Source organism: Mesorhizobium silamurunense (assembly GCF_014843825.1).
GTDB lineage: Bacteria > Pseudomonadota > Alphaproteobacteria > Rhizobiales > Rhizobiaceae > Mesorhizobium > Mesorhizobium silamurunense.
Genome location: NZ_JHQR01000216.1, coordinates 21,458 through 46,745, shown reverse-complemented (window position 1 = coordinate 46,745; position 25,288 = coordinate 21,458). Strand labels below are relative to the sequence as shown.

The 25,288-nt window shown below is 60.0% G+C and carries 29 protein-coding genes and 1 pseudogene; 21 read left to right on the top strand and 9 right to left on the bottom strand.

Annotation, left to right across the window (positions count from 1 at the left end):
* Positions 1-186: 186 nt before the first annotated feature.
* Positions 187-387 carry a hypothetical protein gene (locus DH10_RS23845; protein WP_246506142.1) on the bottom strand — a complete coding sequence of 67 codons (201 nt, stop codon included), beginning with the start codon at positions 385-387 and terminating at the stop codon, positions 187-189.
* On the opposite strand from DH10_RS23845, the pseudogene DH10_RS23840 reads away from it, so the two are divergent.
* Together DH10_RS23840 and DH10_RS23835 are read left to right on the top strand one after the other, a co-directional pair.
* Positions 361-617: pseudogene (locus DH10_RS23840) on the top strand (cold-shock protein). The gene DH10_RS23845 and the pseudogene DH10_RS23840 sit on opposite strands and share 27 nt — an antisense overlap.
* A 776-nt stretch (positions 618-1,393) precedes the next feature.
* Positions 1,394-2,548 carry a sulfite oxidase gene (locus tag DH10_RS23835; protein ID WP_192248728.1) on the top strand — a complete coding sequence of 385 codons (1,155 nt, stop codon included), beginning with the start codon at positions 1,394-1,396 and terminating at the stop codon, positions 2,546-2,548.
* 539 nt (positions 2,549-3,087) lie between these two features.
* On the opposite strand, the gene DH10_RS23830 is transcribed toward DH10_RS23835, so the two are convergent.
* Positions 3,088-3,585: a PTS sugar transporter subunit IIA gene (locus DH10_RS23830; RefSeq protein WP_192248731.1), complete on the bottom strand. Its 498-nt coding sequence runs from the start codon at positions 3,583-3,585 to the stop codon at positions 3,088-3,090.
* Between the two features lie 423 nt (positions 3,586-4,008).
* Between DH10_RS23830 and DH10_RS23825 the strand changes: the two genes are divergently transcribed.
* The 3 genes from DH10_RS23825 to DH10_RS23815 all read left to right on the top strand — a co-directional run bounded on the left by DH10_RS23825 (position 4,009) and on the right by DH10_RS23815 (position 5,880).
* Positions 4,009-4,422, top strand: coding sequence for a DUF5602 domain-containing protein (locus tag DH10_RS23825; RefSeq protein ID WP_192248735.1), 414 nt, complete (start codon positions 4,009-4,011; stop codon positions 4,420-4,422).
* The gene (locus DH10_RS23820; RefSeq protein ID WP_192248738.1) at positions 4,419-4,943 is read left to right on the top strand and encodes a plastocyanin/azurin family copper-binding protein; all 525 of its coding nucleotides are present in this window, start codon (positions 4,419-4,421) and stop codon (positions 4,941-4,943) included. The genes DH10_RS23825 and DH10_RS23820 overlap by 4 nt, the downstream gene beginning before the upstream one ends.
* Before the next feature lie 256 nt (positions 4,944-5,199).
* Positions 5,200-5,880 (top strand): ATP-binding protein, encoded by a 681-nt coding sequence (locus DH10_RS23815; RefSeq protein WP_246506108.1) that lies wholly within the window; start codon positions 5,200-5,202, stop codon positions 5,878-5,880.
* A 17-nt stretch (positions 5,881-5,897) separates the two neighbouring features.
* On the opposite strand, the gene DH10_RS23810 is transcribed toward DH10_RS23815, so the two are convergent.
* Entirely contained in the window at positions 5,898-6,749 is an 852-nt protein-coding gene (locus DH10_RS23810) for a LysR family transcriptional regulator (protein WP_192248744.1), read from the bottom strand.
* Positions 6,750-6,936: 187 nt separating this feature from the next.
* On the opposite strand from DH10_RS23810, the gene DH10_RS23805 reads away from it, so the two are divergent.
* The 13 genes from DH10_RS23805 (at position 6,937) to DH10_RS23745 (ending at position 18,245) form a co-directional block, all read left to right on the top strand.
* Positions 6,937-7,698, top strand: coding sequence for a gluconate 2-dehydrogenase subunit 3 family protein (locus DH10_RS23805; protein ID WP_192248748.1), 762 nt, complete (start codon positions 6,937-6,939; stop codon positions 7,696-7,698).
* 27 nt (positions 7,699-7,725) lie between these two features.
* The gene (locus DH10_RS23800; protein ID WP_192248751.1) at positions 7,726-9,495 is read left to right on the top strand and encodes a GMC family oxidoreductase; all 1,770 of its coding nucleotides are present in this window, start codon (positions 7,726-7,728) and stop codon (positions 9,493-9,495) included.
* A 123-nt stretch (positions 9,496-9,618) separates the two neighbouring features.
* Entirely contained in the window at positions 9,619-10,026 is a 408-nt protein-coding gene (locus DH10_RS23795) for a c-type cytochrome (RefSeq protein ID WP_192248754.1), read from the top strand.
* Positions 10,027-10,063: 37 nt separating this feature from the next.
* On the top strand, positions 10,064-10,288 hold the full coding sequence (locus DH10_RS23790) for a hypothetical protein (RefSeq protein WP_192248757.1): 225 nt from the start codon (positions 10,064-10,066) through the stop codon (positions 10,286-10,288).
* Positions 10,285-10,656, top strand: a complete 372-nt coding sequence (locus tag DH10_RS23785) for a DUF488 domain-containing protein (RefSeq protein ID WP_192248760.1) — start codon at positions 10,285-10,287, stop codon at positions 10,654-10,656. The genes DH10_RS23790 and DH10_RS23785 overlap by 4 nt, the downstream gene beginning before the upstream one ends.
* 147 nt (positions 10,657-10,803) lie before the next feature.
* On the top strand, positions 10,804-11,460 hold the full coding sequence (gene fsa, locus DH10_RS23780) for a fructose-6-phosphate aldolase (protein ID WP_192248763.1): 657 nt from the start codon (positions 10,804-10,806) through the stop codon (positions 11,458-11,460).
* Between the two features lie 178 nt (positions 11,461-11,638).
* Positions 11,639-13,174: an FAD-dependent oxidoreductase gene (locus DH10_RS23775; protein WP_192248766.1), complete on the top strand. Its 1,536-nt coding sequence runs from the start codon at positions 11,639-11,641 to the stop codon at positions 13,172-13,174.
* Between the two features lie 86 nt (positions 13,175-13,260).
* Positions 13,261-13,557, top strand: coding sequence for a hypothetical protein (locus DH10_RS23770; RefSeq protein ID WP_192248769.1), 297 nt, complete (start codon positions 13,261-13,263; stop codon positions 13,555-13,557).
* A 90-nt stretch (positions 13,558-13,647) separates the two neighbouring features.
* The gene (locus tag DH10_RS23765; RefSeq protein ID WP_192248772.1) at positions 13,648-14,853 is read left to right on the top strand and encodes an amino acid ABC transporter substrate-binding protein; all 1,206 of its coding nucleotides are present in this window, start codon (positions 13,648-13,650) and stop codon (positions 14,851-14,853) included.
* Between the two features lie 119 nt (positions 14,854-14,972).
* A complete protein-coding gene (locus tag DH10_RS23760; protein WP_192248775.1) occupies positions 14,973-15,836 on the top strand; it encodes a branched-chain amino acid ABC transporter permease in 864 nt (287 codons plus the stop codon).
* Positions 15,833-16,783: a branched-chain amino acid ABC transporter permease gene (locus tag DH10_RS23755; RefSeq protein ID WP_192248778.1), complete on the top strand. Its 951-nt coding sequence runs from the start codon at positions 15,833-15,835 to the stop codon at positions 16,781-16,783. The genes DH10_RS23760 and DH10_RS23755 overlap by 4 nt, the downstream gene beginning before the upstream one ends.
* Positions 16,780-17,514 (top strand): ABC transporter ATP-binding protein, encoded by a 735-nt coding sequence (locus DH10_RS23750; RefSeq protein WP_192248781.1) that lies wholly within the window; start codon positions 16,780-16,782, stop codon positions 17,512-17,514. The genes DH10_RS23755 and DH10_RS23750 overlap by 4 nt, the downstream gene beginning before the upstream one ends.
* Positions 17,511-18,245: an ABC transporter ATP-binding protein gene (locus DH10_RS23745; RefSeq protein ID WP_192248784.1), complete on the top strand. Its 735-nt coding sequence runs from the start codon at positions 17,511-17,513 to the stop codon at positions 18,243-18,245. Before DH10_RS23750 ends, DH10_RS23745 begins: the two co-directional genes overlap by 4 nt.
* Positions 18,246-18,451: 206 nt before the next feature.
* Here DH10_RS23745 and DH10_RS23740 read toward each other — a convergent pair whose 3' ends face one another.
* The 3 genes from DH10_RS23740 to DH10_RS23730 form a co-directional block, all read right to left on the bottom strand.
* Complete coding sequence (locus DH10_RS23740; protein ID WP_192248787.1) at positions 18,452-19,069, bottom strand: Tim44/TimA family putative adaptor protein; 618 nt, start codon at positions 19,067-19,069, stop codon at positions 18,452-18,454.
* 43 nt (positions 19,070-19,112) lie between these two features.
* Entirely contained in the window at positions 19,113-20,708 is a 1,596-nt protein-coding gene (gene ctaD / locus DH10_RS23735; RefSeq protein WP_192248790.1) for a cytochrome c oxidase subunit I, read from the bottom strand.
* Positions 20,709-20,812: 104 nt separating this feature from the next.
* A complete protein-coding gene (locus DH10_RS23730; RefSeq protein ID WP_192248793.1) occupies positions 20,813-21,475 on the bottom strand; it encodes a 5-formyltetrahydrofolate cyclo-ligase in 663 nt (220 codons plus the stop codon).
* 117 nt (positions 21,476-21,592) lie between these two features.
* Between DH10_RS23730 and DH10_RS36350 the strand changes: the two genes are divergently transcribed.
* The 3 genes from DH10_RS36350 (at position 21,593) to DH10_RS23720 (ending at position 23,046) form a co-directional block, all read left to right on the top strand.
* Positions 21,593-21,763: a helix-turn-helix domain-containing protein gene (locus DH10_RS36350; RefSeq protein WP_210325107.1), complete on the top strand. Its 171-nt coding sequence runs from the start codon at positions 21,593-21,595 to the stop codon at positions 21,761-21,763.
* 101 nt (positions 21,764-21,864) lie between these two features.
* Positions 21,865-22,494: a LysR family transcriptional regulator substrate-binding protein gene (locus tag DH10_RS23725; protein ID WP_210325108.1), complete on the top strand. Its 630-nt coding sequence runs from the start codon at positions 21,865-21,867 to the stop codon at positions 22,492-22,494.
* A gap of 6 nt (positions 22,495-22,500) precedes the next feature.
* Positions 22,501-23,046 (top strand): DUF488 domain-containing protein, encoded by a 546-nt coding sequence (locus DH10_RS23720; protein WP_192248796.1) that lies wholly within the window; start codon positions 22,501-22,503, stop codon positions 23,044-23,046.
* An 8-nt stretch (positions 23,047-23,054) separates the two neighbouring features.
* Here the strand turns inward: DH10_RS23720 and DH10_RS23715 are convergent, their stop codons facing one another.
* From DH10_RS23715 to DH10_RS23705, 3 genes are all read right to left on the bottom strand, one after another.
* A complete protein-coding gene (locus DH10_RS23715) occupies positions 23,055-23,618 on the bottom strand; it encodes a GreA/GreB family elongation factor (protein WP_192248799.1) in 564 nt (187 codons plus the stop codon).
* 160 nt (positions 23,619-23,778) lie between these two features.
* Positions 23,779-24,243 (bottom strand): nucleoside diphosphate kinase regulator, encoded by a 465-nt coding sequence (gene rnk / locus DH10_RS23710; RefSeq protein WP_192248802.1) that lies wholly within the window; start codon positions 24,241-24,243, stop codon positions 23,779-23,781.
* A gap of 617 nt (positions 24,244-24,860) precedes the next feature.
* Positions 24,861-25,124, bottom strand: coding sequence for an XRE family transcriptional regulator (locus DH10_RS23705; protein WP_343221611.1), 264 nt, complete (start codon positions 25,122-25,124; stop codon positions 24,861-24,863).
* Positions 25,125-25,288 lie beyond the last annotated feature (164 nt).

Genomic DNA, 25,288 nt, shown 5'->3' with positions numbered 1-25,288 from the left:
GAAAATCGTTACTAAAAGGAGAAATGTCCGAAAAACGGTTCTCGCAGCCGGGTGCTGTCCCCCAGACTCTGGCGGTCAAGGCCGGCGCGATGCTGGCCTTACCCCGCTAAGCTGAAACGTGCCGGCCGCTGCTCAGTTTCGGCATAACCGTCTAGACCCGCTTGGGAGCGGTGCTCTGAAATGCGTCTAAGATTGGAGCAGGGCGCCCTGCGCCCACAACCGCTCGCAGTCCCATTTTCTTAGACTTGGCGTTCCGGGCTCACCATAGAAAACCATCGCGCCACGAACGTCATAGCCAAGGACCGACGCATTGGCGACGAACTGGATGGCGCGTCCCAAGTTGATTGCGCCGATCTGGGCATCAATTTTGCTGGTGAGGTCGATCACTCCAAAGACTTCCGCGCTCGCGCCTCTGCCGGAACGGTAAAATGGTTCAATTCGCAAAAGGGTTTTGGTTTCATTCAGCCTGATCAGGGCGGTCCGGATGTTTCGTGCATATTTCTGCCGTCGAGCGCTCCGGCTTGCGAGGCCTCAATGATGGCCAGAAGATCAGCTACGAACTGGTACAAGACGAACGTTCCGGAAAGACGTCAGCCGGTGAGTTGCGGACGATCTGATGGGAGTTGACCGGCTCAGCTGTCGGTCTCATCCCTTCCACATCGTTGAGTGGAGAAGAGCCTGCACATGCTCGGGCAGGTCGAGTTCACCGCGCGCCTCGATCTCCAAAAGATATCAGGCCTTCAAGCGTGATCCGACCAGATCATAACAGAGAGCTGTCACGCAAGAGCGTGTCGTCCGGATCGCGAATCTCGCGTGTTCATTCTGGGAAGCCCGGCCGGCTGCAACGCGCCTCTTGTCGGCCGTTGAGGCCCGCTTCGCCACCGCCAAGCTAGGGGTCGCGATTGCGCCAGATCCGGCCCTACGGATCGGGATCGGTCGGCGCAGGGCGCTCGTTACGACGAACTGAATGAACTGCAGCTTTTCAACCGATCCGGATCTCTATGGTGATTGCTTGGAAAGGCAGCGTCGGGTCATGGGCCTGAATTGGTCACGCGCAAATTGAGCTTTCGATTAGCCTGGAAGTTGCCATCCCGCTCGATAGCGATCCGAGGCGCTCCGACTTTTGGCAGGACCGGGAAACCAAGTCGAACACCGCAAAGTCACTATCCCGTCCAAGTTGTGGACACTTCAACTTCAAAGGCGCACTCTCCAGGGGCGAAACCCAAGTAGAGTTTCGTCCAATGCTTCACATGCTTGAGATGCCTCGCTGATTGCCTGATACCTGTCCGGACATCCGGGTGGGGCGGTCATTCATTGTGCGCCTGTCCGTGATCAGGCTACGGCTCAAAAGGACGCTGCAGCCCGTTCCGGATCAACTGGGAGGGAAAACAGCATGCCTCATCTTCAACGCAGAGAACTTATTCAAGGAAGCGCGGCTCTTGCCGCAATCGCCGCTCTCCATGCCTCGCGGGCTTACCCTTTTCCTACACGGCCCGGCGAGGAAGTCGTCAAATGGACCGATCAACTGCCGCCGAACCCGGTGCCGGAGGTCATCAAGAATCAACTCGTCTGGGAGGACCTCGATTCATGGGTGACGCCCAACGACAGGTTCTTTTCAATTGCGCATTTCAACAGGCCGGTCATCGACGCAGGCACGTGGAAGCTCGAAATCAGCGGCCTAGTCAAAAAGCCGATGGCCCTGACGCTCGCCGACATCAAGGCCCGGCCGCGCCAGGAAGTGACGTTCACAGTCGAATGTTCGGGCAATACCGGCCTCCCGTTTTTCAACGGCGGCATCGGTAATGCGCGCTGGGCGGGCACGCCGCTCGCCCCGATCCTAAAGGAGGCCGGCGTTCTCGACGGCGGCATCGAGGTCGTTTTCTGGGCCGCCGACGAAGGCGAGATCAAGCGGGCCGATGACGTTAAGTTCAAGCAGAACTTTGCGCGCAGCATGTCGCTCGCAGACGCCATGGATCCAAAAAACATCCTTTGCTACGAGATGAACGGAACTCCCTTGCCGGCCGATAACGGGTTCCCGGTTCGGCTGATAGCGCCCGGCTGGTACGGGATCGCAAACGCGAAATGGCTCAAGCGCATCGACGTGCGCGACCAGCGCTTCGAGAACCGGTTCATGGGACGCGACTACGTCACGCTCCGCGAGGAAGACCACAATGGCGAGACCGTGTGGGTAGAAACGTCCGTCGGACGGGCGCACCTCAAATCGGCGCCGGCTCGGGTGACTCATATCGGCAGCGATTATCGGATCGTCGGAGCGGCCTGGGGTGCGCCGATCGACCGGGTCGAGGTGAAGATCGACGATGGGCCGTGGATGCCGGCGACCATGGACGGCACCGAAGAGGCGGAGTTCGCCTGGAAGATGTGGTCTCTGGACTGGCCCAAACCGTCCGCTGGGGAACACACCGTCACCTCGCGCGCGATCGATAAGAGCGGCAACATTCAGCCGGCAATGAGCGATCCGTGGATTGCCAAAAAACACACCTATTGGGAGAGCAACGGACAGGTGACCCGCCGTATTCAAGTCAGTTGACGGCTCGGCGCCTCGAGCGGAGCAGCCTGGAAAGCTGTGTTGCGACGGGATTGAGTGCGACCCCGTTACGCCGTGGGCAGGCGGTAAGGTCGCAGAAATGATTGATCAGGTCGATAGAGGAGGCGTACGGAACGCTGCGCGCGATTTCGCGCTCCACGTAGCCATGACGTCGTTGGCGGCATATGCGCGAGTCTAAAGTCGCCGCCGTCGCCTTCGCCTTTGCGAAGCATGCCCCGGTCCGAATTCCCTGATGGTCTTCGTTGAGGCCTGCGATCGTGAGTCAAAACGGATACATAGCTCGGCGGCGAGGCTGATGGTTCGCAGTGCCCGCGGGGAACCAGACCGCGCGTTGCCGCAGCGCGGCACGGCCCTCGGAGGAATGTGACGACGCGACATTCTGTTGGGGTTGCCGCGCAGAAAGGGATCCGAAGATGCTGTAATGTCGCGCGAAGGCCGCTCAATCGGCTGGTAGCGAGCCCCTATTTGACTGGGGATGCGCCGGGTCAATGGATTCTAGGCATTACTGAGCTGCCCAGACATCACAAGGCCAGGCCCGACGCGGGAAGTGTGCAGATTGGTGGAAATTCCTGATGCGGCTCAGTTTCGAGAATCGCCAACACCTCATCAGATGACCGTGCCTGCCGGAGCTGCTCCCGAACCTGAGATGTCCGAAACAGCCGGCACATCTGCGAAAGGGCGGGGAGAAAGGCGGAAGTGGCAGAGCGCGGCCAGAGCACAGTGTAAATGAGATCGACGGGGTCATCGTCCGGGCCCTCGAAATCGATGCGCGGGGCCAAGCGTGTCAAAGACGCGACAGGCGAATAGATTGTGCTGAGCACAGCGTGGGGGATCGCGACACCACGACCGATGCCCGTGGAGGCGAGGCGCTCGCGGTCGAAAAGACCGCGCAGAACCATCTGCTCGTCGAGCCCAGTTCTCCGCGCAATCCTGATCGCAATTTTTGACAAGGCTGATTGCTTTCCCTTGGTCACAAGGTCAAGCGAAATGTCTTCTTCTTGCAAGATGGCGGAGATCATCCGGGTCAACCTCCATGTCGATCCAAACGCGATCGCAAATGAGCGTTAAGCCGCACTGGTTAAACAGGTGCAGGGTTCACAGTGGACTGAGGGTGGAGATCCTGACTGTCCCGGACGCGAAGCCAGGGCTTCTCGCGTCCGGCTAATGGCCCGTTTTGAGGAGTTTCGGCCCCCGCCGGAAATCGAGATTGAAAATATTCATAGCAATTCAGAGGTAGTGAAAGATTCTTCGAAATCAAGCAAACAGGTGCACACCGCAGAAATAATGCACTAAAATGCCAGTTAATTTCGTTTGACGACCAGAACAGTCTCCTGCTTGCTGGTCAGACGCGAACAGGCCGCGCCAGCAAGTGAAATCGGTTTTTGGACTTTCTCCCAGATCTTCGGCCATCGCGATTTTTAGTTCAACGTGGAGATGTCGTGATGAAAAAGCTCGTCCTCGCAGTTGCCCTGACAACGGGCGGTTCCCTTTGCGCCATGGCGGCGGATGAGGTCACCAAAGCCCCGCCAGCCGCACCTTACGAACAGGTCAGCAAGCTTGTGAAGCTGCCCGACTTCCTACCGGGCATGGGCCAACTCTTCGTTGATCCCACGACATTGCCGGCCGGCCCATTCCTTGCCTATGACCACGATGGCAAGCTTGTCAGCACGATTTATATGCTGCCGATCAGGGACCTCAATCCGGACAAGCGTTTTGACGACCTCACGTCACCCGGCGGCAATGTCGACCATGTCGACGTCTACTACAATGCCGGCCATCCGGGAGTAGCAGAGCCGCATGTCCACGTCGTGCTCTGGCATGTTTCGGCGGCTGACGAGGCACGGGTCGCCAAATGACACTGACGCGTCGTGAGATCCTGGGCGCGGGCGGCGGGCTCGCTGCCGCCCTTTCCCTCTCTTCACTGGCCGTGTGGGGCGGCGAGATTGTTGAAATCAAGATGCAAGGGAACGAAGACGGGTCACACGTTTGGTTCGACCCGATAGGCATTCTCATCAAACCAGGACAGACGATCCGCTGGATCAACCTCAATCCCGGCAATTCCCACACGACGACGGCTTACAATCCCGCAAACTTCGAGCGACCGCTGCGCATGCCTAAGGCCGCAAAATCCTGGGATTCCGACTATCTCCTGCCCAACGAGAGCTTTTCGGTCACCTTCACCGAACAGGGGGTCTATGACTATTTTTGCATTCCGCATGAGCATGCTGGAATGGTCGGCCGCATCATTGTCGGCGAACCCGAAATGCATGGCTGGACTGAACTGGTCGGCACGAATGGAGACCTCCCAGAGGTGGCCCTCAAGGCGTTTCCGACGGTCGAAGACATCATGACGAAAGGGATCGTCCGGCACGCCTAGATCTGCGTCTAGGCGGCATGAGGACCAGCGACAAGGAGAACCCAAAATACGACGATGTGATGGGGGCGCGAGTTTCCTGCTTGTCGTCAGTGATCGATAGGGACGGACCATCATGACAGGCAGCGCGTTTCCATACGATAATAAACCGCGGGCGAAGCGCGACGCGCGCTCTCAGGTGGCGGAAAGGCGTCTCAGTGCTCGGTCCGCTGCCCAGCAACGTCAGCGAGCCACACATCGGCTTGCCGCCTTAGGCGAGATGACCGGCGGTATTGCCCACGATTTCAGAAACCTCCTAACGGTAATCGAATCCGGCTTGAGGTCCGCCGCAAAAAGAGCCGACGAGCCCGAAACCGTGCGGGCCTACATTGCGGCAGCGCGGGAAGGAATCGATCGAGGGGTCGAACTAGCGTCACAGCTACTGGCTTTCGCAAAACATCAGGAACTCGATATCCATGCTGGCAATTTGAATGAGTTCCTCAGGTCTTTCGAGCCTTTCCTGAGGTATGGCGCAGGACCCGATGTCCGCGTCAAGCTGGAGCTTGGTTCCGATATCCCGGACTGCTTGATCGACCCGGCGCTGTTCGACGCTGCAGTGCTAAATCTCGTCATGAACGCACGAGATTCAATGCCAAGTGGCGGGGAGATCCGCGTCAGCACTGAGCGATTGGTACAGACGGCCCCGACGCCTGACCCGCCCGGGCCCGGAACCTACGCATGCGTTCGCGTCAAAGACCGTGGTTGCGGCATGGCTCCGGAAATCTTGCGAAGGGTGTTCGACCCCTTCTTCACGACGAAGGGTGAGAAGGGCACCGGGATAGGAATGTTGCAAGTGCAGGCATTGGCGCAGATGGTTGACGGTCGGATCAGGATAAGGAGTGAACAAGGAATAGGAACAACGGTCGACCTTCTTTTCCCGTCAATCCAAGCGGACATATAGACCCCTAACAAGAACGACTACAATTTGATGTCGGCGCTCGCGACGGAATGCAATCCTGCCAGGGCAGGACCTACCACGCTCTCGTCCGCACTTGCGGATTGCACCGCGTAAACCGGATAGGAGAACTGCGGCATTTCAGGCACAAGGTGCAGCCGGCCGGCTTCTATGTGAGGCTGCACGGAACTCATCCTGAAATAACCGGAGCCGCCGGTCGCAAGAACATAGTTCAGCGCGAGCGGACCGAGATCGAAAGAAAGATCCGGCGCAGCACTCGGGAAATTCATCCCGTGGTGAAGTTCAAAATCCGGCCCCCAATCCATATAAACATAATCGGATTCATCCAGGAGGCGCGTTTCGGAATTGGTAGTCACGAGGACGAGTTTCTCGTCCAGAAGCAGATCGATCTTCAAACCCGGTCTGTGCGGAGGGGCGTACATGATAGCTAAGTCGACCATTCCAGACGCGACCTGATTGATCAAATCCCGCGGCACATCGACGTGTACTCGAAGTGCGATGTCCTGCAGCGAGCGGCGCATCCAGCGGACCCAATCGAGCAGAAGAGGTTGCGCAAGGCTGACTTCGCTGCCGACCGTCAGAACAGCCCGGCGTCCCGGGGGCACGGCAACCTGGTGGAGGGTGCGTTGCCATAGTTGGACGAACATCGGGGCGTGGCGCAGAAATTGCTCACCGGCCGGGGTCAGCGAAGCTCCGCCTTTGTGACGAACAAAAAGCGTGCGGCCCAATTGCTGCTCGAGGTTGCGGATTCGTGCGCTTACGGTCGTCTGGGCGACATTCAAACGCTCAGAGGCTCGAATGAAGCTCCCTGTTGAAACGATCTCGATAAAAGTGCGCGCGAGCTCGATATCCATGAGCGAGATAGCATAAAAATTGCGCTTAAATGTCAATGAATTTCGTTTGCTAGATAGTAAGCGCAAGCACTAGGCTTCGGACAAATCCACCAAGCTTAGCGCTGGATGCTGCGCAGCGCCGGTTGGAGAGGGCGCCAGCTCTCTCCATCCTCACCCATCCTTTGCCTGCAGCGTCACAGGAGAAATCATGTCGACGAGAGAGAAGAGTAGGCAAGGCGGTGTAGGGCGTCGTGACTTTCTGAAACTGTTCGGCGCGGCAGGAGCGGCAGCGAGTACTCTGCCGCTTGGTGGATCCGCATCGGCGGACGAAATCATGGCTGCGACCGCCACAGATACGAAACATCATCACGCCGCTGCCGCACCTCATGCCGGGGGCCCCGGCTACGAATTCTTCAATCTCGACGAGTCCGCTTTCGTCGAAGCGGCGGTCGATACGCTCATTCCCAGCGATTCAACTGGCCCCGGCGCCATGGAACTCGGCGTAGCGACGTACATCGATCGGCAAATGGCCGGCGGATACGGCAAGGGCGATCGGCTGTATCTGGAAGGGCCATTTGGCGAGGGTACGCCCGAGCAGGGCTATCAATTGCCGATGACGCCCTCGGAGCTGATCCGGGCGGGCATCGCCGATGTCAATGCCGTTGTACAGAAAAGCCACAAGAGCAGCTTCGCGGCCCTTTCGGCAAAGGATCGCGCCGCGGTGATGGCCGACCTTGACGGCAAGAAGACTGAGCTTCCAACAGTGCCGACCGCGACCTTCTTCGGACTCCTGCTGCAGCTCACGATCGAGGGTTATTTCGCGGACCCCATGTATGGCGGAAACAAGGAGGCGGCTGCCTGGAAGATGATCGGCTTCCCCGGCGCGGATGCCATGTACACGGACAAAATCGAACCGTTTCGAAACAAACCATACAAGGCTGAACCGAAGGGCATCCAGGATCTCATTTAATCGGCGGAAGAAGAAGGAGACTTTGACATGGCCACCAAACTGAACGCGGTCGATGTCCTGATTGTCGGTCTTGGGTGGACAGGCGGCATCATTGCCAAGGAGCTTGCGTCCACCAAGCTGAAGATCGTCGCCCTTGAGCGGGGAGGCCCGCGTGACACCAATCCGGACTTTATCGACCCTGAAATCCATGATGAACTGCGCTACGCAGCCCGCTACGACCTCATGCAGAACGTGCGGCGGGAAACCATCACATTCCGCAATAGTGAATCGCAAACGGCGCTGCCTATGCGTCAACTCGGCTCATTCCTGCCCGGCCAGGGCGTCGGAGGCGCCGGCGTGCACTGGAACGGCGTCACCTGGCGCTGGCTTGAATGGGATCACCAAGCGCGTAGCCGGACGATCGACAAGTACGGCGAAAAGATCATCCCCGCGGATATGCACCTGCAGGACTGGCCGATCACCTATGATGATCTCGAACCCTACTACGACAAGTTCGAAAAGACATGCGGCACCTCCGGCAAGGCTGGCAATCTTAACGGCAGGAAAATCGACGGTGGCAATATCTTCGAGGGATCGCGAAAGGAAGAATACCCCAATCCGCCAATGACTGCCGCGCAGAGCATGGTGATGTTCGAGAAGGCGGCCCGCAATCTCGGATACCATCCTTTTCCCAATCCCTCGTCCAACGCGTCGCGCGACTATGTCAATCCTGATGGCGTGGCCTTCGGCCAATGTCACTATTGCGGCTTCTGCGAGCGCTTCGGCTGCGAGGCGAATGCCAAGGCCAGCCCGCATTTCACCGTCATTCCGCTGGCGGTGAAGAACCCGAATTTCGAACTGCGCACAAATTCGATCGTGCTGAAGGTCAATCTCGATTCGACCCGCAAGAAGGCGGTCAGCGTCACCTATCTCGACGCACGCGGGCGCGAATTCGAACAGCCTGCCGACCTGATCATCCTGTCAGCCTATGCGCTCGGCAACGTCAACCTGCTGCTGCAGTCAGGGATTGGCGTGCCCTACGACCCGGCAACCGGGAAGGGCGTGGTCGGCCGGAACTATGCCTATCAGTGCGGTGGCGGGGCGACCGCATTCTTCGACAAGAAGACCGTTCTGAATCGTTTCATGGGCGCAGGCGCGCTCGGCACCTGCATGGATGATTTGAACGGCGATAACTACGATTTCGTGAAGGCCGGCTACATCGGAGGCGGCGGCATCAGTTGCAGCAACTCGGGCGCTCGGCCCATCCAGTCACATCCAACGCCGCACGGCACGCCTCGTTGGGGCTCCGAGTGGAAGAAGGCAGTGGTCGACAATTATGACCACGCGGCCAGCGTCGGCAATCAAGGCGCGGTGATGGCCTACCGGCAGAACTATCTGAGCCTTGATCCGACCTACACCGACGTTTTTGGACGTCCGCTTATGAGGATGACATTCAATTTCCAGGACAACGAGATAAAGCAGATGAATGCTCAGGCCGACATCTGCGTGACCCTCGCGAAGGAGATGGGTGCGACCAAGATCGATCGAAACGTGCCGCCCGTGCCCTATTCGATCGTGCCCTATCAGAGCACGCACAACACAGGCGGTGCAGTTTTCGGAGCCGACCCAAGCACCAGCGTCCTGAACAAATATCTTCAGGTCTGGGATGTCTCAAACGTATTCGTCACCGGCGCTTGCGTGTTTCCCCAGAACGCCGGGAAGAATCCGACCGGTCCGGTAGGCGCTCTTGCCTACTGGGCAGTGGACGCGATCAAGAACCAGTATCTGAAGAACCCCGGCCCACTGGTTCCCTCCTGAGACGACGTCTGCCGGATCCGGATCCGCGGTTCGGATCCGGCAGAGCTGGGTGTGTTTCGAACCCCATATTGCCCTGGGCCGGTTCGGCCGGAATCAGCCCTCAGCTGATTGAAAGAAGCAAACATGAAATCGACCATGCTTGGATTGACGGCCGCCATTCTCACTGCAGTTGGTTCGGCCCATGCGCAAGACCCATCTCCTGGCAACGCCGAAGCCGGTGCCGTCATCTTCAAGAGGTGCATGGCCTGTCACAAGGTCGGCCCTGACGCAAAGAACGGGGTAGGTCCGGTCTTGAACGGGGTCGTCGACCGAGCGGCCGGTACGTATCCGGGCTACAGCTATTCCGCGGCGAACAGGAATTCGGGTCTGACCTGGGATGAACCGACGCTGACGACCTATCTGCGCGCGCCGCGCAAACTGGTGCTAGGCACAAAGATGACATTCGCCGGTCTCAGCAAGGACCAGGAGATCGCCGATGTCATCGCCTATCTGAAACAGTTCAATGCCCAAGGCCAGAAGGTCGGGCCATGAGTGAGACGGTCAACCAGCCCTTTGCGAAAGCACAATCTTGACGAAGTTTCTCCTGCACAAGGGTTTGGGATACTCCACGGTCCATCAGATCGGTGACTATCTGCGCAGCTATGGTACAGGCCGTCACTGGATCGAGCGATATCGCGGCGACATCTTCGTGTTCGTATCGGATCGGGCAGACGAGGTGATCTTGAGGACAAAATTCTCCAGCCTTCTCGATGCTGTCAACGACACGGAGATGAACGGGATACGACGTCGATGAGCGAAGGTATCTTCAACGAGAAAGTAAAATTGAAACGGGCATATGAGAGCCCTTCTACTGACGATGGCAAGCGGGTGTTGGTTGACCGGCTTTGGCCGCGCGGGGTCAGGAAGTCCGAAGCCGCCATCGATTATTGGATGAAGGAACTTTCGCCAAGTACCGAGCTTCGGAAATGGTTCGGACACGATCCGGCCCGATGGGATGAATTCCGCCGGCGATACGCGGCGGAAATCCATCAGCATCGCGGTGAACTCGGCCAATTGCGCAGCCTCATGCAGGAGGGCGCCGTCACACTCGTCTACTCAGCTCATGACGAGGCCCACAATGATGCCGTCGTCCTTAGAGAGATTTTGCTGAGACATCGATAGAGTCGTCACGTCGGCTCATGCACGTGCCGCTGGCTTCAGCGACATAGGGCGCGCGATCACGAAAGCGACAACAAACTCGTCTCCCCGGGAACCATACCAAAGGAAATTGATCCAATCGTTGAGCGCGTCCGGTTGAGGAGAAACGCAATGAGATTCTTTGTCGATACCGCAGACATATCTGAAATTCGCGACCTTGCTACCGCCGGGTTTCTCGACGGAGTGACCACGAACCCGTCCCTTATCGCAAAGACCGGCCGGCCGATCAGGGACGTGATCAAGGAGAATTGCCAGACAATCGAGGGGCCGGTTTCAGCGGAAGTCACAGCGGCCGACTTCGACGGCATGATCGCCGAGGGAGAGCGTTTGGCCGACATCGCCGCCAATGTGGCCGTCAAGGTACCATCGACCTGGGATGGATTGAGAGCTTGCCGGGCGCTCAGCCAACTCGGACACAAGGTCAACGTCACCCTGTGCTTTTCAGCCAACCAGGCGCTGCTCGGAGCCAAGGCAGGCGCGACCTTCATTTCGCCGTTCGTCGGCAGGCTCGACGATCTCGGTCTGGACGGCATGGAGGTGGTCCGAGAAATCCGCGCGATTTATGACAACGACAAATCAATCACGACGGATATCCTCGCGTCTTCAATTCGAACACCCCTCCATGTCAAACAGGCGGCGATCGCAGGCGCCGATATCGCAACCGTACCGCCAGCAGTACTTAGAAACCTTGCCAAACATCCGCTCACCGACAAGGGTCTGGCATCTTTTCTTGCCGACTGGAGCAAGACGGGGCAAGCGATCCTGTAAGTGCACGCGGCCCGTCGGCTCCTATCATAAAAATTGCTCGCAACTGCCGATTAAATTCGTTTGCAGGATGTCTGGAGTGGCGAGAAACTGTCGCTGAGTTCTAAAGCTATGATTAAGGAATTCCGGCTTCTCGACCGCAAAAGGCGCATCCGCTTCCGGAACGCCAAGGGAGAAGGCAATGGCCCAAGACCAAAGTAAGCCGACTGGACCGGATCTGATTCAGGGCATCGCGCTCGCGGACCTTCCTGATGGCGGCAAGCTGGTCGGCCGATGTGGCGACGACCAGGTCCTGCTGGTGCGCCGCGGCACCGAGGTGTTCGCGGTCAGTGCGACATGCACGCATTACGGCGGGCCGCTCGTCGACGGCCTTGTCGCGGATGATACCGTCCGCTGTCCCTGGCACCATGCCTGCTTCGATCTGCGGACGGGCGAAGCGTTGCACGCTCCCGCATTCAATCCTCTCGCCTGCTGGGCGGTCGAACAGCGGGACGGCCGCATATTCGTCGGCGAGAAACTGAAACGGACAGCTCGGAAACCGCGCTCCGGAAGCTCCGGCCAAGTGCCTGAGAAAATCGTCATCATAGGCGGCGGCGCGGCGGGGTTCGCAGCGGCCGAAATGTTGTGGCGGGAACAGTTCCAGGGCAGCATCGTCATGCTCAGCGACGACCAAACGCCGCCAGTCGACCGGCCGAACCTATCCAAGGACTACCTTGCCGGAAAAGCCCCGGAGGACTGGATTCCACTCCGCGGGGAGAAATTCTATTCCAAGAACAACATCGACTTGCGTCTCAAGACGGAAGCCGTTCAGGTCGATGCCCGTTCGCGGCAGGTGGTCCTCGCGGATGGAGAAAGGATCCCCTATGACAGGCTTCTGCTTGCGACGGGCGCGGAACCTGTCCGCCTGGCGGTCCCCGGAGCCGACCAGCCGCATGTCCATACGTTGCGCTCGTTCGCAGACTGCAAGGCGATCATCGCACGAGCCGCCACCGCGCGCCGCGTGGTGGTGCTTGGCGCCAGCTTCATTGGGCTCGAGGTTGCCGCGGCTCTCCGTGCGCGCGATATCGACATCCATGTCGTGGCGCCGGAAAAGCGGCCCATGGAGCGTGTCCTGGGCCCGCAGATGGGCGACTTCATCCGCGCCCTGCATGAAGGGCATGGCGTCGCATTCCACTTGGAGGAAACCGCAACCAGCATCGACGGCGGGAAGGTGCAACTCAGCGGCGGCAGTACCGTGGCGGCCGATTTCGTCGTCGTCGGCATTGGTGTGAGGCCGCGCACCGGGCTTGCCGAAGCGGCAGGGCTGGCCGTTGACCGCGGCGTCGCCGTCAACGCCTTCCTGGAAACCAGCGAGGCGGGGATCTTCGCGGCCGGCGACATCGCGCAGTGGCCCGATCCCCACAGTGGCGAGAACATCCGGGTCGAGCATTGGGTGGTTGCCGAGAGACAGGGGCAGACCGCCGCGCTGAACATGCTCGGACATCGCGCGAAATTTGTCGCGGTGCCGTTCTTCTGGAGCCAGCACTACGATGTTCCCATTAACTATGTCGGCCATGCCGGGCAATGGGACGAGATCGCGGTCGACGGCGACATCGGTGCCAAGGACTGCCTGCTGCGATACAAGCGCGAGGGGCGCACGCTGGCCGCCGCTTCGATCTTCCGCGACATCGAGAGCCTGGAGGTCGAGGTGGAAATGGAACGCCAAATGGCAACCTAACAGGCACTCTCTGGCGCTCCAATCCGAGAAGAGCGCGGTCAGAAATAGCGAAGCGGAATTTGGTTGTGATTGAAAGGAGTTCGACTATGTCCACAGTGCAGCAGGAACTTGGCGTCACCAGCGATTTGCGCACTGCTGCGCCCGCCCAGCATCATTCAAGAATCGTGAAATTCGTCGACGAGGTCGCCAAGCAGTCTGCCCACGAGGCACCGACCTCGGTTGAAATCTTCTCGGACAGTGGCCGCTGGTACTGCCGGGTTCGTCGGGGCGATGAAACGACCCGGCCGATGGGTCCCTATACCAAGCAACAGGCTGAGCGAGTCCAGGAGGCTCGGAGAATGTTGATCGCAAAAAGAGGAACCGCTCGGATCATTTTCGAGTAAGCTAGGAGCCCCCATCGCGCCGGCCGGGCGGCACAGCTCGAGGATCGTTCAGGCAGGTATCATCCGGCATACATAACCAGGGAGAAAGCCATGTCGATCAATACCTTGCGGCTTGCCGGCGCCCTTTTCGGAGCCGTCGCCCTTTACAGCGCGCCGGCCGTGGCGGAAGATCTGGTCTTGGGCGCCTCGGTGCAGCTTACCGGCCCGGTGGCCAATACCGGCCGTTACTACAAGGACGCCTACGAATTCACCATCGACAAGATCAATGAAGCCGGTGGCGTCAAAGTCGGCGACAAACAGTACAAGCTGGCGCTCAAGCTCTACGACAACCAGTCGGACGTAAACCTGTCGGTGCGGCAGTACACTCAGCTCATCACTCAGGACAAGGTCAACCTGCTGCTCGGGCCGTTCGCCAGCAACTTCGCACTGGCCGATTCGGCTATTTCGGAAAAATACCAGGTTCCCATGGTCCAGGGCGGGGGCGCTTCGGACCAGATTTTCTCGCGCAATTTCAAATACATCTTCGGTACGCTGGCACCGGCGAGCAACTACTTCGGCTCCACCATCGCGATGATGAAAGAACTCGATCCCGCGCCGAAGTCGGTGGCGTTGCTCTACGCCGACGACTCCTTTGACGTGTCTGTGGCCAAGGGCACGCGCCCGCTGCTCACGGATGCCGGCTTCACCATCGCGCTGGACGAGCGCTACACCTCGAACGCAAGCGACTTCAATTCGCTTCTCTCGCAGGTCAAGAACGCCAATGTCGACGCCGTGTTGATGGCGGGGCACGAAACAGAGATCCTGAACTTCGTGCGGCAGGCCAAGAGCCTTTCGGTGGCGCCGAAGCTCTATTCCTTTACCGTCGGCGTGCCGAGCGAGGATTTCCGCAAGGCTCTTGGCAAGGATGCCGACTACGCGTACGGCATGAGCGCCTGGCTGCCGTCGACCGATCTCAAGGACAGGTGGTTCGGCGATGCTGCCGCTTTCGCCGAGGCCTACAAGGCCAAGTACGGCTATGCGCCCGACTATCACGCCGCCTCTGGCGCGGCCGACGTCGAGGCCCTGGCGAAAGCGGTCGAGGCCGCCGGTACGATCGATCCCAAGGCGGTGCGCGACGCTATCGCCAAGTTGAATTTCGACAGTCTTTACGGCACCGTCGCCTTTGGCGAGAACGGCCAGATCAACCTGGCGCAGACGGTCGTCCAAATCCAAGACGGCAATCTGGCGGCAGTCTACGGCGGCAAGGGCTTCATCGAAAAGCCGAAATATCCGATGCCGACATGGGACGCGCGTTGAGGGTACGACATTAACGGGTGTCGGCCGGTTCCGCCGGATTGGCACCTATCCCAAGGGCGGCGGCGCAGCGAACTTGAGGCGTCCGCCGCCTCGGAGAGAAAGTACGAGGGACCGACGGCTTGGATCTACTCGCACAAGTCTTTGTCAACGGCATTCTCCTGGGCGGGCTCTACGCGATCATGGCGCTGGGGCTCGCTCTCGTATGGGGCGTGCTCAACATCGTCAATCTCGCCCATGGCGCCTTCATCATGCTGGGGGCCTATCTGTCATGGTATCTCTTCAAATATCTCGGGATTGATCCCTTCCTTGGCCTGCCGATAACCGCGATCGTTATGTTCGGGGCTGGATACGCCGTGCAGCGGGGCATGCTAAACCTCATCGTGCGCGCGCCGATGTTCAACACGCTGCTGGTCACCTTCGGCTTGGAGGTTGTGCTGACCTATCTGGCGCAACTGGCCTTCTCTGCCGATTTTCGCACCATCAACCCATCCTACGCCGGTTCGAACATCGCGATCGGTCCCGTCGTCGTTCCGATCGTGCGATTAGCCGCCTTTGGCGTCGCCATCGTGCTCGCCGTCATAATGTGGCTGTTCCTGTTGAGGACGCGGCTCGGCCGCGCTATCCGCGCCACCGCGCAGAACCTCGTCGCAGCTCGGCTCTACGGTGTCGAGCCTCGCCATCTCTACGCCACGACCTTCGGCATCGGGATCGGCCTGGCTGGCGTCGCCGGCGGTCTGTACGGCACGGTTTCGCAGATCAATCCCTATATCGGCGCAACGTTGACGGCGAAGTGCTTTGCTATTGCCATCATCGGCGGGCTCGAAAACCCGCTCGGCGTGATTGTCGGCGGACTCGTTCTCGGTATCATCGAATCGCTCGCCATTCTTTATATCGGCGCCACCTTCGGCGATGTCGCCAGCTTTGGCGTGCTGGTGCTGGTGCTCATTGTCAGGCCGAGCGGCCTTCTCGGGAGGACGGCATGAACAGTGCGATCCGCATCGCCATCGCGCTGCTGGCCGTTGTTGTTCTCGCGGCTCTGCCCTGGTTCGGCTCAGACGTTATCGTGCAATTCGGCATTTCGACGCTGCTCCTCGCGGTGCTGGCGCAAGGGTGGAACATTATCGGCGGCTATACCGGCTATCCTTCCTTCGGCAATTCCACCTTTTTCGGCCTGGGCGCCTATGGCGTGGCGGTCGCCATGGTGCAATGGAACATGCCGTTCTGGGTCGGCATGGTCTTCGGTGCCGCGATGGCGGTTTGCTTTGCCATCCTACTTGGTCTGCCGGTGCTCCGCCTGAAGGGGCATTATTTCGCCATCGCCACGCTGGCGCTGGCGCAGGTGGTTGCCGCGATCGTCTCCAACATCCCGCTTTTCGGCCAAAATATCGGCCTGGTCCTGCCGCCGCTCAACAATGACGCAATGTTCTATGAACTGTCGCTCGCGCTGCTGTTGATGGCGACCCTCACTGTCTGGTGGCTGACGCGAAGCCGTTTCGGCTTCGGCCTTATCGCCATCCGGGAGAACGAGGAGGGTGCGGCCGTGATGGGCGTCAACACGACGCTCTACAAGGTGATGGCGTTTGCGCTTTCGGGCCTGTTCTCATCGCTCGCCGGCGGCATTCAGGCCTATTGGATTACCTTCCTCGATCCAGCCAGCGCCTTCGACATCAGCCTGAACGTCAAGATGATAATCATGGCCGTGTTCGGCGGCCCGGGAACCGTGCTCGGTCCAATCGTGGGAGCCGTCGTCCTCTCCGCCGTCTCCGAAGTCCTCTCCAGCGAAGTGACCAACGCCGCCGGACTGTTCTTCGGCATCGTCGTGGTGGCCGCAGTCGTGCTGATGCCGCGGGGGCTTGCCGACATCGTCCACCACTTCCGCAAATCCGGCTGGCGCTATTTCGTGCAAAACATCAGGGCGCACCGCATATGAGCGCGATCCTGGAAATCGTTCATGTGACGCGGCGCTTCGCGGGGCTGGTCGCCGTCAACGATGTCAGCTTCGCCCTCAACGAGGGCGAGATCCTCGGAGTCATCGGTCCGAACGGCGCCGGCAAGACAACGCTGGTCGGCCTCATCAGCGGAACGCTGCCGCCGAGTTCGGGCGACATCGTCTTCAAGGGACGCTCCGTCACGTCGCTGCCGGCCTTCCGGCGCGCGCGACTTGGCATCGGCCGCACCTTCCAGATCATGCGCCCTTTCCCCGGCCTGTCGGTGCTCGACAACGTCGCTGTCGGCGCCCTATTCGGCTACGGAAGGGGCACTTCCGATCTTGAGGAAGCGCGCCAAAAGGCGCGCCGCAACCTCGAATTCGTCGGTCTGAGCCGGTTCGCCGACCATTTGGCCGACGAGTTGGGCGGACCCGGTCGCAAGCGTCTCGAACTCGCCAAGGCGCTCGCTATGGAGCCGAAGCTCCTGCTTTGCGACGAGGTGATGGCCGGCCTCAACCACGTCGAGATCGACGAAGTAATCGGCATCATCCGCAAGGTGCGGGATTTGGGCATCACCATCCTCGTCATCGAGCACGTCATCAAGGCGATCAAGAGCCTTTCCGACCGGCTGCTGGTGATCCATCACGGCGAGAAGATCGCCGACGGCATACCGGACGCAGTTTTGTCGGACAAGACCGTGGTCGAGGCCTATCTCGGCAAGAGGCAGGCATGAGCGTGGCAGGGAAAAGCACCGATGGCGCGCTGCTCAGGGTCTCCGGCCTCGGTGCCGGCTATGGCGGTATGCCGGTGCTGCACAGCGTTTCGCTCGAAGTGCGCCCGGCCGAGATCGTCGCGGTGGTCGGTTCCAACGGCGCCGGCAAGACGACCCTGCTGCGCGCGCTGTCGCGCGTCATTGCCGCGACGGGTCAGATCGAGTTCAAGGGCCGGGACCTTGTGCCTTTGACGCCGGACCAGGCGTTCGCTGCCGGTCTCGTCCAGGTGCCGGAAGGCCGGCAGCTTTTCGACCGCATGACCGTCGAGGATAATCTCCTGATGGCCGCCGACCGCCGTTCCGACAAGGCTGTCGCCCTCGAGGATCTAAGGCGCATGTATGCGCTGTTTCCTCGCCTCGGCGAGCGGCGGCGGCAGCTTGCCGGCTCGATGTCGGGCGGAGAGCAGCAGATGTGCGCCATGGCGCGAGCCCTTATGGCGCGGCCGATCCTGCTCGCGATCGACGAGATGAGCCTCGGTCTTGCTCCTGTGGTGGTCGAGCAGTTGATGGAAGTTCTGGCGAGAATCCGCGACGAGGGAGTAACCGTGCTTCTGGTCGAGCAGGATGTGCATCTCGCGCTTTCAGCGGCCGACCGCGGCTATGTGATGGAGACCGGCCGCATCGTGCACGAGGGCGCGGCCAAGGACCTGATTGACGATCCGGCAGTGCGAAAGGCCTATCTGGGGCTCTGAACCGGCAGCACCCCTCATGTGTTGAAGGGCTTTGGCCAGCGTCGTCGAGCGAAGTTTCATCAACACACATCACCCTCGCATCAAACTAGGCTATGTGAATATCGGGCGCGCCTGACCGCGGCCGCACCATGCCGGGCATTCGAGGTTGGCCGCCCACCAACTGCGAATAGCCTGTCAGGCAAACGTGTCGGATTTGCACATACTTGTTATTCGCCTTCGGTGGCGATCAATATCCAGTTGCGCTGCGTCGACGGGATTTCACAGGCGAACGTCCAGGTATCGATCACCTCGACGATCTGCCGGGGATCACCGGCGACGACCGCATCGTTTGCCGAGCGTGTAACGCTGACCACGTCGGAAACGTACCGGACAACAATCTCGGCGGCACCATCCTCCTTGAAAGCGTCGACGACCTTTGCTTCGCGCGTAACGATGACGGTGAGCTGCAGCATCTCCTGCCGATCCCGGCGTCCCGCAATCTCTCGCTCAAACTCTTCAAGAACTTCCGGCCCGACAAGGCGCTTCAACGCCTGGATGTCACTGTCCGCATAGGCCTGCAGGATAGCTTCATAGGCCCTCTTGGCACCGTCCAGAAATGCGGCGAGGTCGAAATCCGGGTCGATCTCACGAAGTGCATTCTGGGGCGTGTCCACGGAGGACGTGTGTTCGGTACTGCCGTCCCACCGCGTCGACGCAGCGTCCCGCTTGGCCCTCTCGTCGTTCCAGCGCGAGAGAAGCTGGCTCCAACTGCCCAGCATTGCCCAATAAAACGCGATGATAGCAACGAGCAGGATCTGGCTGTTCGCATCTGCGGTCTCGTTCATGAGATTCACCCGACGACTTGTCGAAGCATACAACCCGATTTGTTCAGTGGATGTGGGGCAGCCTTTCCCATTGATGAAAGGGCGGCGGCGAGGGCAGCTGCCATTCAAGCGTGGTCGCCCCTTCGCCCCATGGATTGGCGCTGGCCGGGCGCTTGCGGCTGAAAGCTTCCGCGACCGCGACGAAGAAAATGATCAGCCCCGCGGTCGAGATGTAGGATCCGATCGACGCGACGAAATTCCAGCCGGCGAAAGCGTCGGGATAGTCAACGTAGCGGCGCGGCATGCCGGCCATGCCAAGGAAATGCTGCGGGAAGAAGACGAGATTGACGCCTATGAACATCGTCCAGAAATGCAGTTTTCCCAAGGCTTCGCTGTACATGTAACCTGTCATCTTCGGGAACCAGTAGTAGAAGCCCGCGAAGATGGCGAAGACCGCGCCCAAAGACAGCACATAGTGGAAGTGGGCGATCACGAAATAGGTGTCGTGCAACGAGCGGTCGATGCCGGGGCTGGCGACCATGATCCCGGTGACGCCGCCGATGGTGAAGAGCAGGACGAAGCCGATCGCCCACAGCATCGGTGTCTTGAACTCGATCGACCCGCCCCACATCGTGGCCAGCCACGAAAACACCTTTACGCCTGTGGGAACGGCGATCACCATCGAGGCGAAGGCGAAGTAGCGCTGGCTGTCGACGGAGATGCCGGTCGTATACATATGATGCGCCCACACGAGGAAGCCGATCACACCGATGGCCACCATCGCATAAGCCATGCCGAGATAACCGAAGATCGGCTTCTTGGCGAAAGTCGAGATGACGTGGCTGATGATGCCGAAGCCAGGCAGGATCATGATGTAGACCTCCGGATGGCCGAAGAACCAGAATAGGTGCTGGTAGAGGATCGGGTCGCCGCCACCGTCGGGAACGAAGAATGTCGTGCCGAAGTTGCGATCCGTGAGCAGCATCGTGATCGCGCCGGCCAGCACCGGCAGCGACATCAGCAGCATGAAGGCGGTCACCAGCATCGCCCAGGCAAAGAGCGGCATCTTGTGCATCGTCATTCCCGGCGCGCGCATGTTGAAGATGGTCGTGATGAAGTTGATCGCGCCGAGGATCGATGACGCTCCCGCAAGGTGGATCGAAAGAATGACGAGGTCGACCGCGGGGCCTGGCTGGCCGGAGGTCGAGAGCGGCGGGTAGAGCGTCCAGCCGCCGCCATGGCCCAGCGTGCCTGGCGCTCCCGGCACAAACATCGAGGTGATGAAGAGGACGAACGACATCACCAGCAGCCAGAACGAGATATTGTTCATGCGCGGAAACGCCATGTCGGGCGCGCCGATCATGATCGGCACCATCCAGTTGCCGAAGCCGCCGATCAGGGCCGGCATCAGGACGAAGAAGATCATGACCAGGCCGTGGGAACTGACGACGACATTGTAGGCCATCGGATCGCTGAATATCTGCAGTCCGGGCTCCTGAAGCTCCATCCGGATCAGCACCGAAAGCGCGGTGCCGAGTATCCCCGCCATGATCGAGAACAGCAGATAAAGCGTCCCAATATCTTTGTGGTTGGTCGAGCACAACCACCTGACGAGAAAACGGGGCTTGTGGTCGTCGAACGTTGTGGCTGGGTTCGACATGGTGCTCTACCTGCCTTTCATTCAGGCATGCAGGATGGTTGCCACGATGGACGGCGTTCAGTTGCCGTCGCGATCGGGGAACCAGGCGCTGTCTGCTTCGTGTTTCAGTCGTCCGTGACGATGATGTCCATCGCAATGTCGTGGGGCTGCGGACGGATCGTTCGGAGCCGGCTTCCCGCGTAACCCACTCCGAGGACCAACGGCCGCCTGTGCATCGCCGCGAGCGTTCTGTCGAAGAAGCCGCCGCCATATCCCAGGCGGTAGTTCGCTCCGTCGAAGCCGACCACCGGGGCGATCACGATATCCGGCAGGACCGAGGGCCCGCGTGAGGGAACCAGGATGTTCCAAACGCCGCGCTCGAGCGGATCGCCCGGCCGCCAGACCCGGAACTCCAGCGGCCAGCCCTTCCTGATGACGACGGGAAGCGCGATCCGGCCGCCCCGCTCGACGACCTTGATCGCCCAGTTGCGAAGGTCGGGCTCGCCGCGGAACGGCCAATAGCCGCTGACGATGCGCCCGCTGACCTTGCCGATGGCAAGATCGAGGCGCGATGCGATGCGGTCCGACTTGATCTTCCTGTCATCGGCGTCGATGGCGAGGCGCTCCTCGATCAGCCTCTGCCGCTCCGCCTTGCGCCAGCGCAAGTTTTCGCTCCAGGATTCTCCAAGCTCCGAATGCCCGCCATACTCGGGCGAAAGCTCGTGCGCGAAGCAGGGCGGGGATGCGTATTCGTGGATTTCAGGGTCGGTGTATCTCTTCTCGGCCATCGCCAGCTCCGTGTCCGTGCCCACATGTTTGCTGGAACGTGCTCCGCAGGAAACAAGAAGGCAAACGGAATTAAATGCTGTATGAATGCAAAATTATTGCATTAATAGGAGGAGTCGGTGGACATCGATCGAGCGCGCACTTTCCTTGAAATCGTCCATTCGGGCAGTTTCCTGAAGGCTGCGGATCGCCTTCACGTGACGCAGACCACTGTGAGCGCGCGCATCCGCACGTTGGAGGACGAGCTCGGACGTCGCTCTTCATCCGTAACCGCAACGGCGCGCAACTGACGCCGGCCGGGCGCGAGTTCGAGCGGTTCGCCCAGTCGTTCGTGCAGATCTGGGAACGGGCTCGCCACCAGCTCGCAATCCCCTCGGGACGGACGAGTGTGGTGGCGCTGGGCGGCGAGCTGAGCCTCTGGAACCCGCTTCTTCTGGACTGGCTGGTCTGGATGCGGAAGGCGAGGCCGGAAATCGCCATCCACGCACAGGTCGGCGTGCCGGACCAGCTCATCGAGCAGCTCAGGACCGGGGTCCTCGATATCGCGGTGCTTTACGCGCCGAAGCTGCTCCCGGGTTTCAGGGTAGAGCTTCTCGTCGAGGAGCAACTCGTCCTGGTCCGGACGGCCGACAGAGACGGAGAACCTGCCGGCTCCAAGCACTATGTCTATGTCGACTGGGGGCCGCTGTTTGCGGCCCAGCATGATGCCAGTTCCTCTGCCTTTGGCGAGCCGGGATTGATGGTTGGCCTCGGTCCACTCGGGCTGAGCTACATCCTGCGCGCCGGTGGCATGGGATATTTCCGCAGGGGCGCCGCAGCTCCTTATATCGAGACGGGGCAGCTGGAGGTCGTGGAAGGTGCGCCGGAGTTCACCTATCCCGGCCTATGCCGTCTATCCGGAAGCAAGCGAGGCGCGAGCCGACGTGCAGGAGGCGCTGCGCGGCCTGAAGCAAGTTGTGAAATGATCGTTGCTCCCAGGCGCGAAGCCAAGTGGCTGGAAGGACGGATCGCTACGGATTGACCGAACATGCCTTATCCATTCTACACCATCGGTCACTCGACCCGGTCGATTGTCGAATTTGTTGGCCTGCTGCGAGTTGGAGAAGTCGCCCTGGTGGTCGACATAAGGACCGTCAGACGATCACGGGCCAATCCGCAATTCAACAGCGAGGTGCTTCCGGAAAGCCTGGCAGCATTCGGCATCGGTTATGAGTACATTGCCGAGCTTGGCGGCCTGCGCGGCAAGGCACACGACATTCCACCGACGCTCAACGCATTCTGGATCAATCAGAGTTTTCACAACTACGCTGACTACGCGCTGTCAGCGGAGTTTCATGGCGGCTTGAACCGGCTTGTGTCCCTCGGCAGGCAGCGCCGGTGTGCCGTCATGTGCTCGGAAACGCTCTGGTGGCGCTGTCACAGGAGAATCGTGGCTGACTATCTGATCAGCCACGGCGAAACCGTTTTTCATCTGATGGGCCATGACAAGGTCGAGCCGGCGAAACTCACCGACGGCGTGAGGGCCAGGGTCGACGGAACGCTTGTCTACCCGCCTTCACAGCCTTCGGGATAGTCGAGTTCTCAGGCGGCAGACGGACCCGGGTCGTCGAACCCGGCATCGAAGGCCGCCGCAACCTTGCTCTGAGCTTCGTCGTGCGGTTCATCGGAACGATGGACGACACGCAGACCCGGTCCGCCCAGCCGGTACGAGCCCGGCGCAGCAACTCCCGCCAGCTTCAGTCTCTCGCGCCTTGCGGCTTCTGGTTGATAAACCACTTCATGCACGGTCAGCGTTTCAAGGCTGCCGTCCGCTGTCGGAATGCACATGGACTGACCCTCGGCCAGACCGAGCAACGCCAGGCCGCGTGGATTGGTGATAGGCAAAAGCATGCCGACCAGACCGCGCATCTGGTCATGGGCCACGATGCGGGTTTCGGCAGGGCCGTCGTTCACCCGATAAGCCACGCGGCTGCTGAGTGTCACGACGTTTGCCGGGATGTCTTCCCGAAACATTACAACTGCGCTCGAAATCTTCCGTTGAAGAATAGTCGAGAAGGTTTCGTCGCGGATCGGATGGCGCTCCCGTATCACCTCAAGAATGGTGTAGTCCTTGGTCGTCAGTTGACAGGTGTCGGTAGTGGGCATGGCTGGTCTCCAGCCGGTCCATGAAAGGGAATCCGGCGCTAGGCAATTGATCGGATGTGGAAGCCGCCCCTGCGCCGAACCTAGATAGGCCGGCGCAGGGGTTAGCCTCCCGCGATCAGGCTCCCCGCATGATTGAGGAGACGTACGGAGATGCCCATGTCTAGACACTCGCCGCAATCGTTGGAGACGCAGGTGCGAGCCGCTCGGCTCCATCGCCTTCCGGGGCGGGCTGGTTCACGGCAAGGACCAACAATTCGTGCCGGCGCCCGTCTCGGGCGGTCCACATAATCGACTGTCCAGCCGAGAGGCCGATCAGGGCCGTGCCAATCGGTGTAAGGATTGAAACCTTGCCTTCAGAGATGTCCGCATCGCCAGGAAAAACCAGTGTGATCGTTTTCCGATCGCCAGTGTCGGGCTTGAACGTCACAGTCGAACCCATCCGGACGGTGCCAGCGGAGACCCAACCATCGGCGACGATGCGTGCGCGCTCGAGTTCGGCAAGCAGTTCATCGGAAGCCTCCGGATTTCGAGCGGCCACAGTGCTCGCAAGCACCGATAAACGTGCATGGTCCGACTGCGAGATGCGGATATTGGGCTTACGCCGGGTCTTCGTGTTGTGTTGCATTTGAATTCTCATAATTTTCAATGAGCCAGCCGCCATCAAGGGTGGCGGAACTGGCCATTTCGGGGAGATTTTTTAGCTTGAAGCGGCGATGTCCGGGGCCGTGCAGTCCCCTGCGGATCATCCCATGTCGATGGAAGTCATGCCCCTCGGCTCGGAGCACATGGCGGCCGAGCCGGAGGTTACGATCCCGCGATGGGGCAAACCCGGAAAAGAAAATCACAAAGAATTTTAGCGGCGGCATTCATAAGACCATAGTTGGGGAAGCAATCCCGGAAGTCAAGGCAGCCGCCTCAGCGGTGCCACTCTTGAGCTATTCGGGACGAACGCCGAGCAACGTGTTTATCACCAGTTCTCTTCCAGTCCTGTTTATGCCGGTTCCGCGCGATCTCTCTTCCGCCAGCCCGAGGAAGACGAGACGTTCGGCCAATGCTTTCGAGAGAGCCGGGTAGGGTCCGCGATTCATGCGCTTAAGCGCTGTTTGCTCCTCCTCCGTGAGATCACCCCACATAACCTTCATGACGCTCTCCTTGCTTGCACCTGGTCAGCCAATGCGGGATTCTGAATTGTCCATCGAGGGGGCTGCGACCGTGAATTCATCGATGCTCGGAAACCTGAGCCTATGGAACGGCATCTATCCCGACGATCCCACCTTCATTTTCGAGAACGCCAATTCGCCTGACTTCCGAGCGGTTGAGCTTGAGGCGAACGCCGATACCGCCACCGTTCTCCGCAATGAAAACTGCCCCGGCGCTTTCGAGTGCCGTCCGTAGCCTGTCGCAGATGTCTCCGTCCGGGAGCGTGATCCGACGCTCGAATTCTTCGATGACCAACGCATCCACACCTGAGTTGCTGGCGAGCTTTTCGCGGGTCCATTCGACCAACGCGCGAGCGGCGCGGCATTGGGCTCCAGTGATCATCATTCAATCCCCTGTTCCGACGCTTTCGGGAGCGATATCACCGTCTACTGAATGCCAGCACGCCCCGGCACGATGGCTCGATCCCTCGAAAATGGATATCGAATCCGGAAAAGGGAAGGGCCGATGCC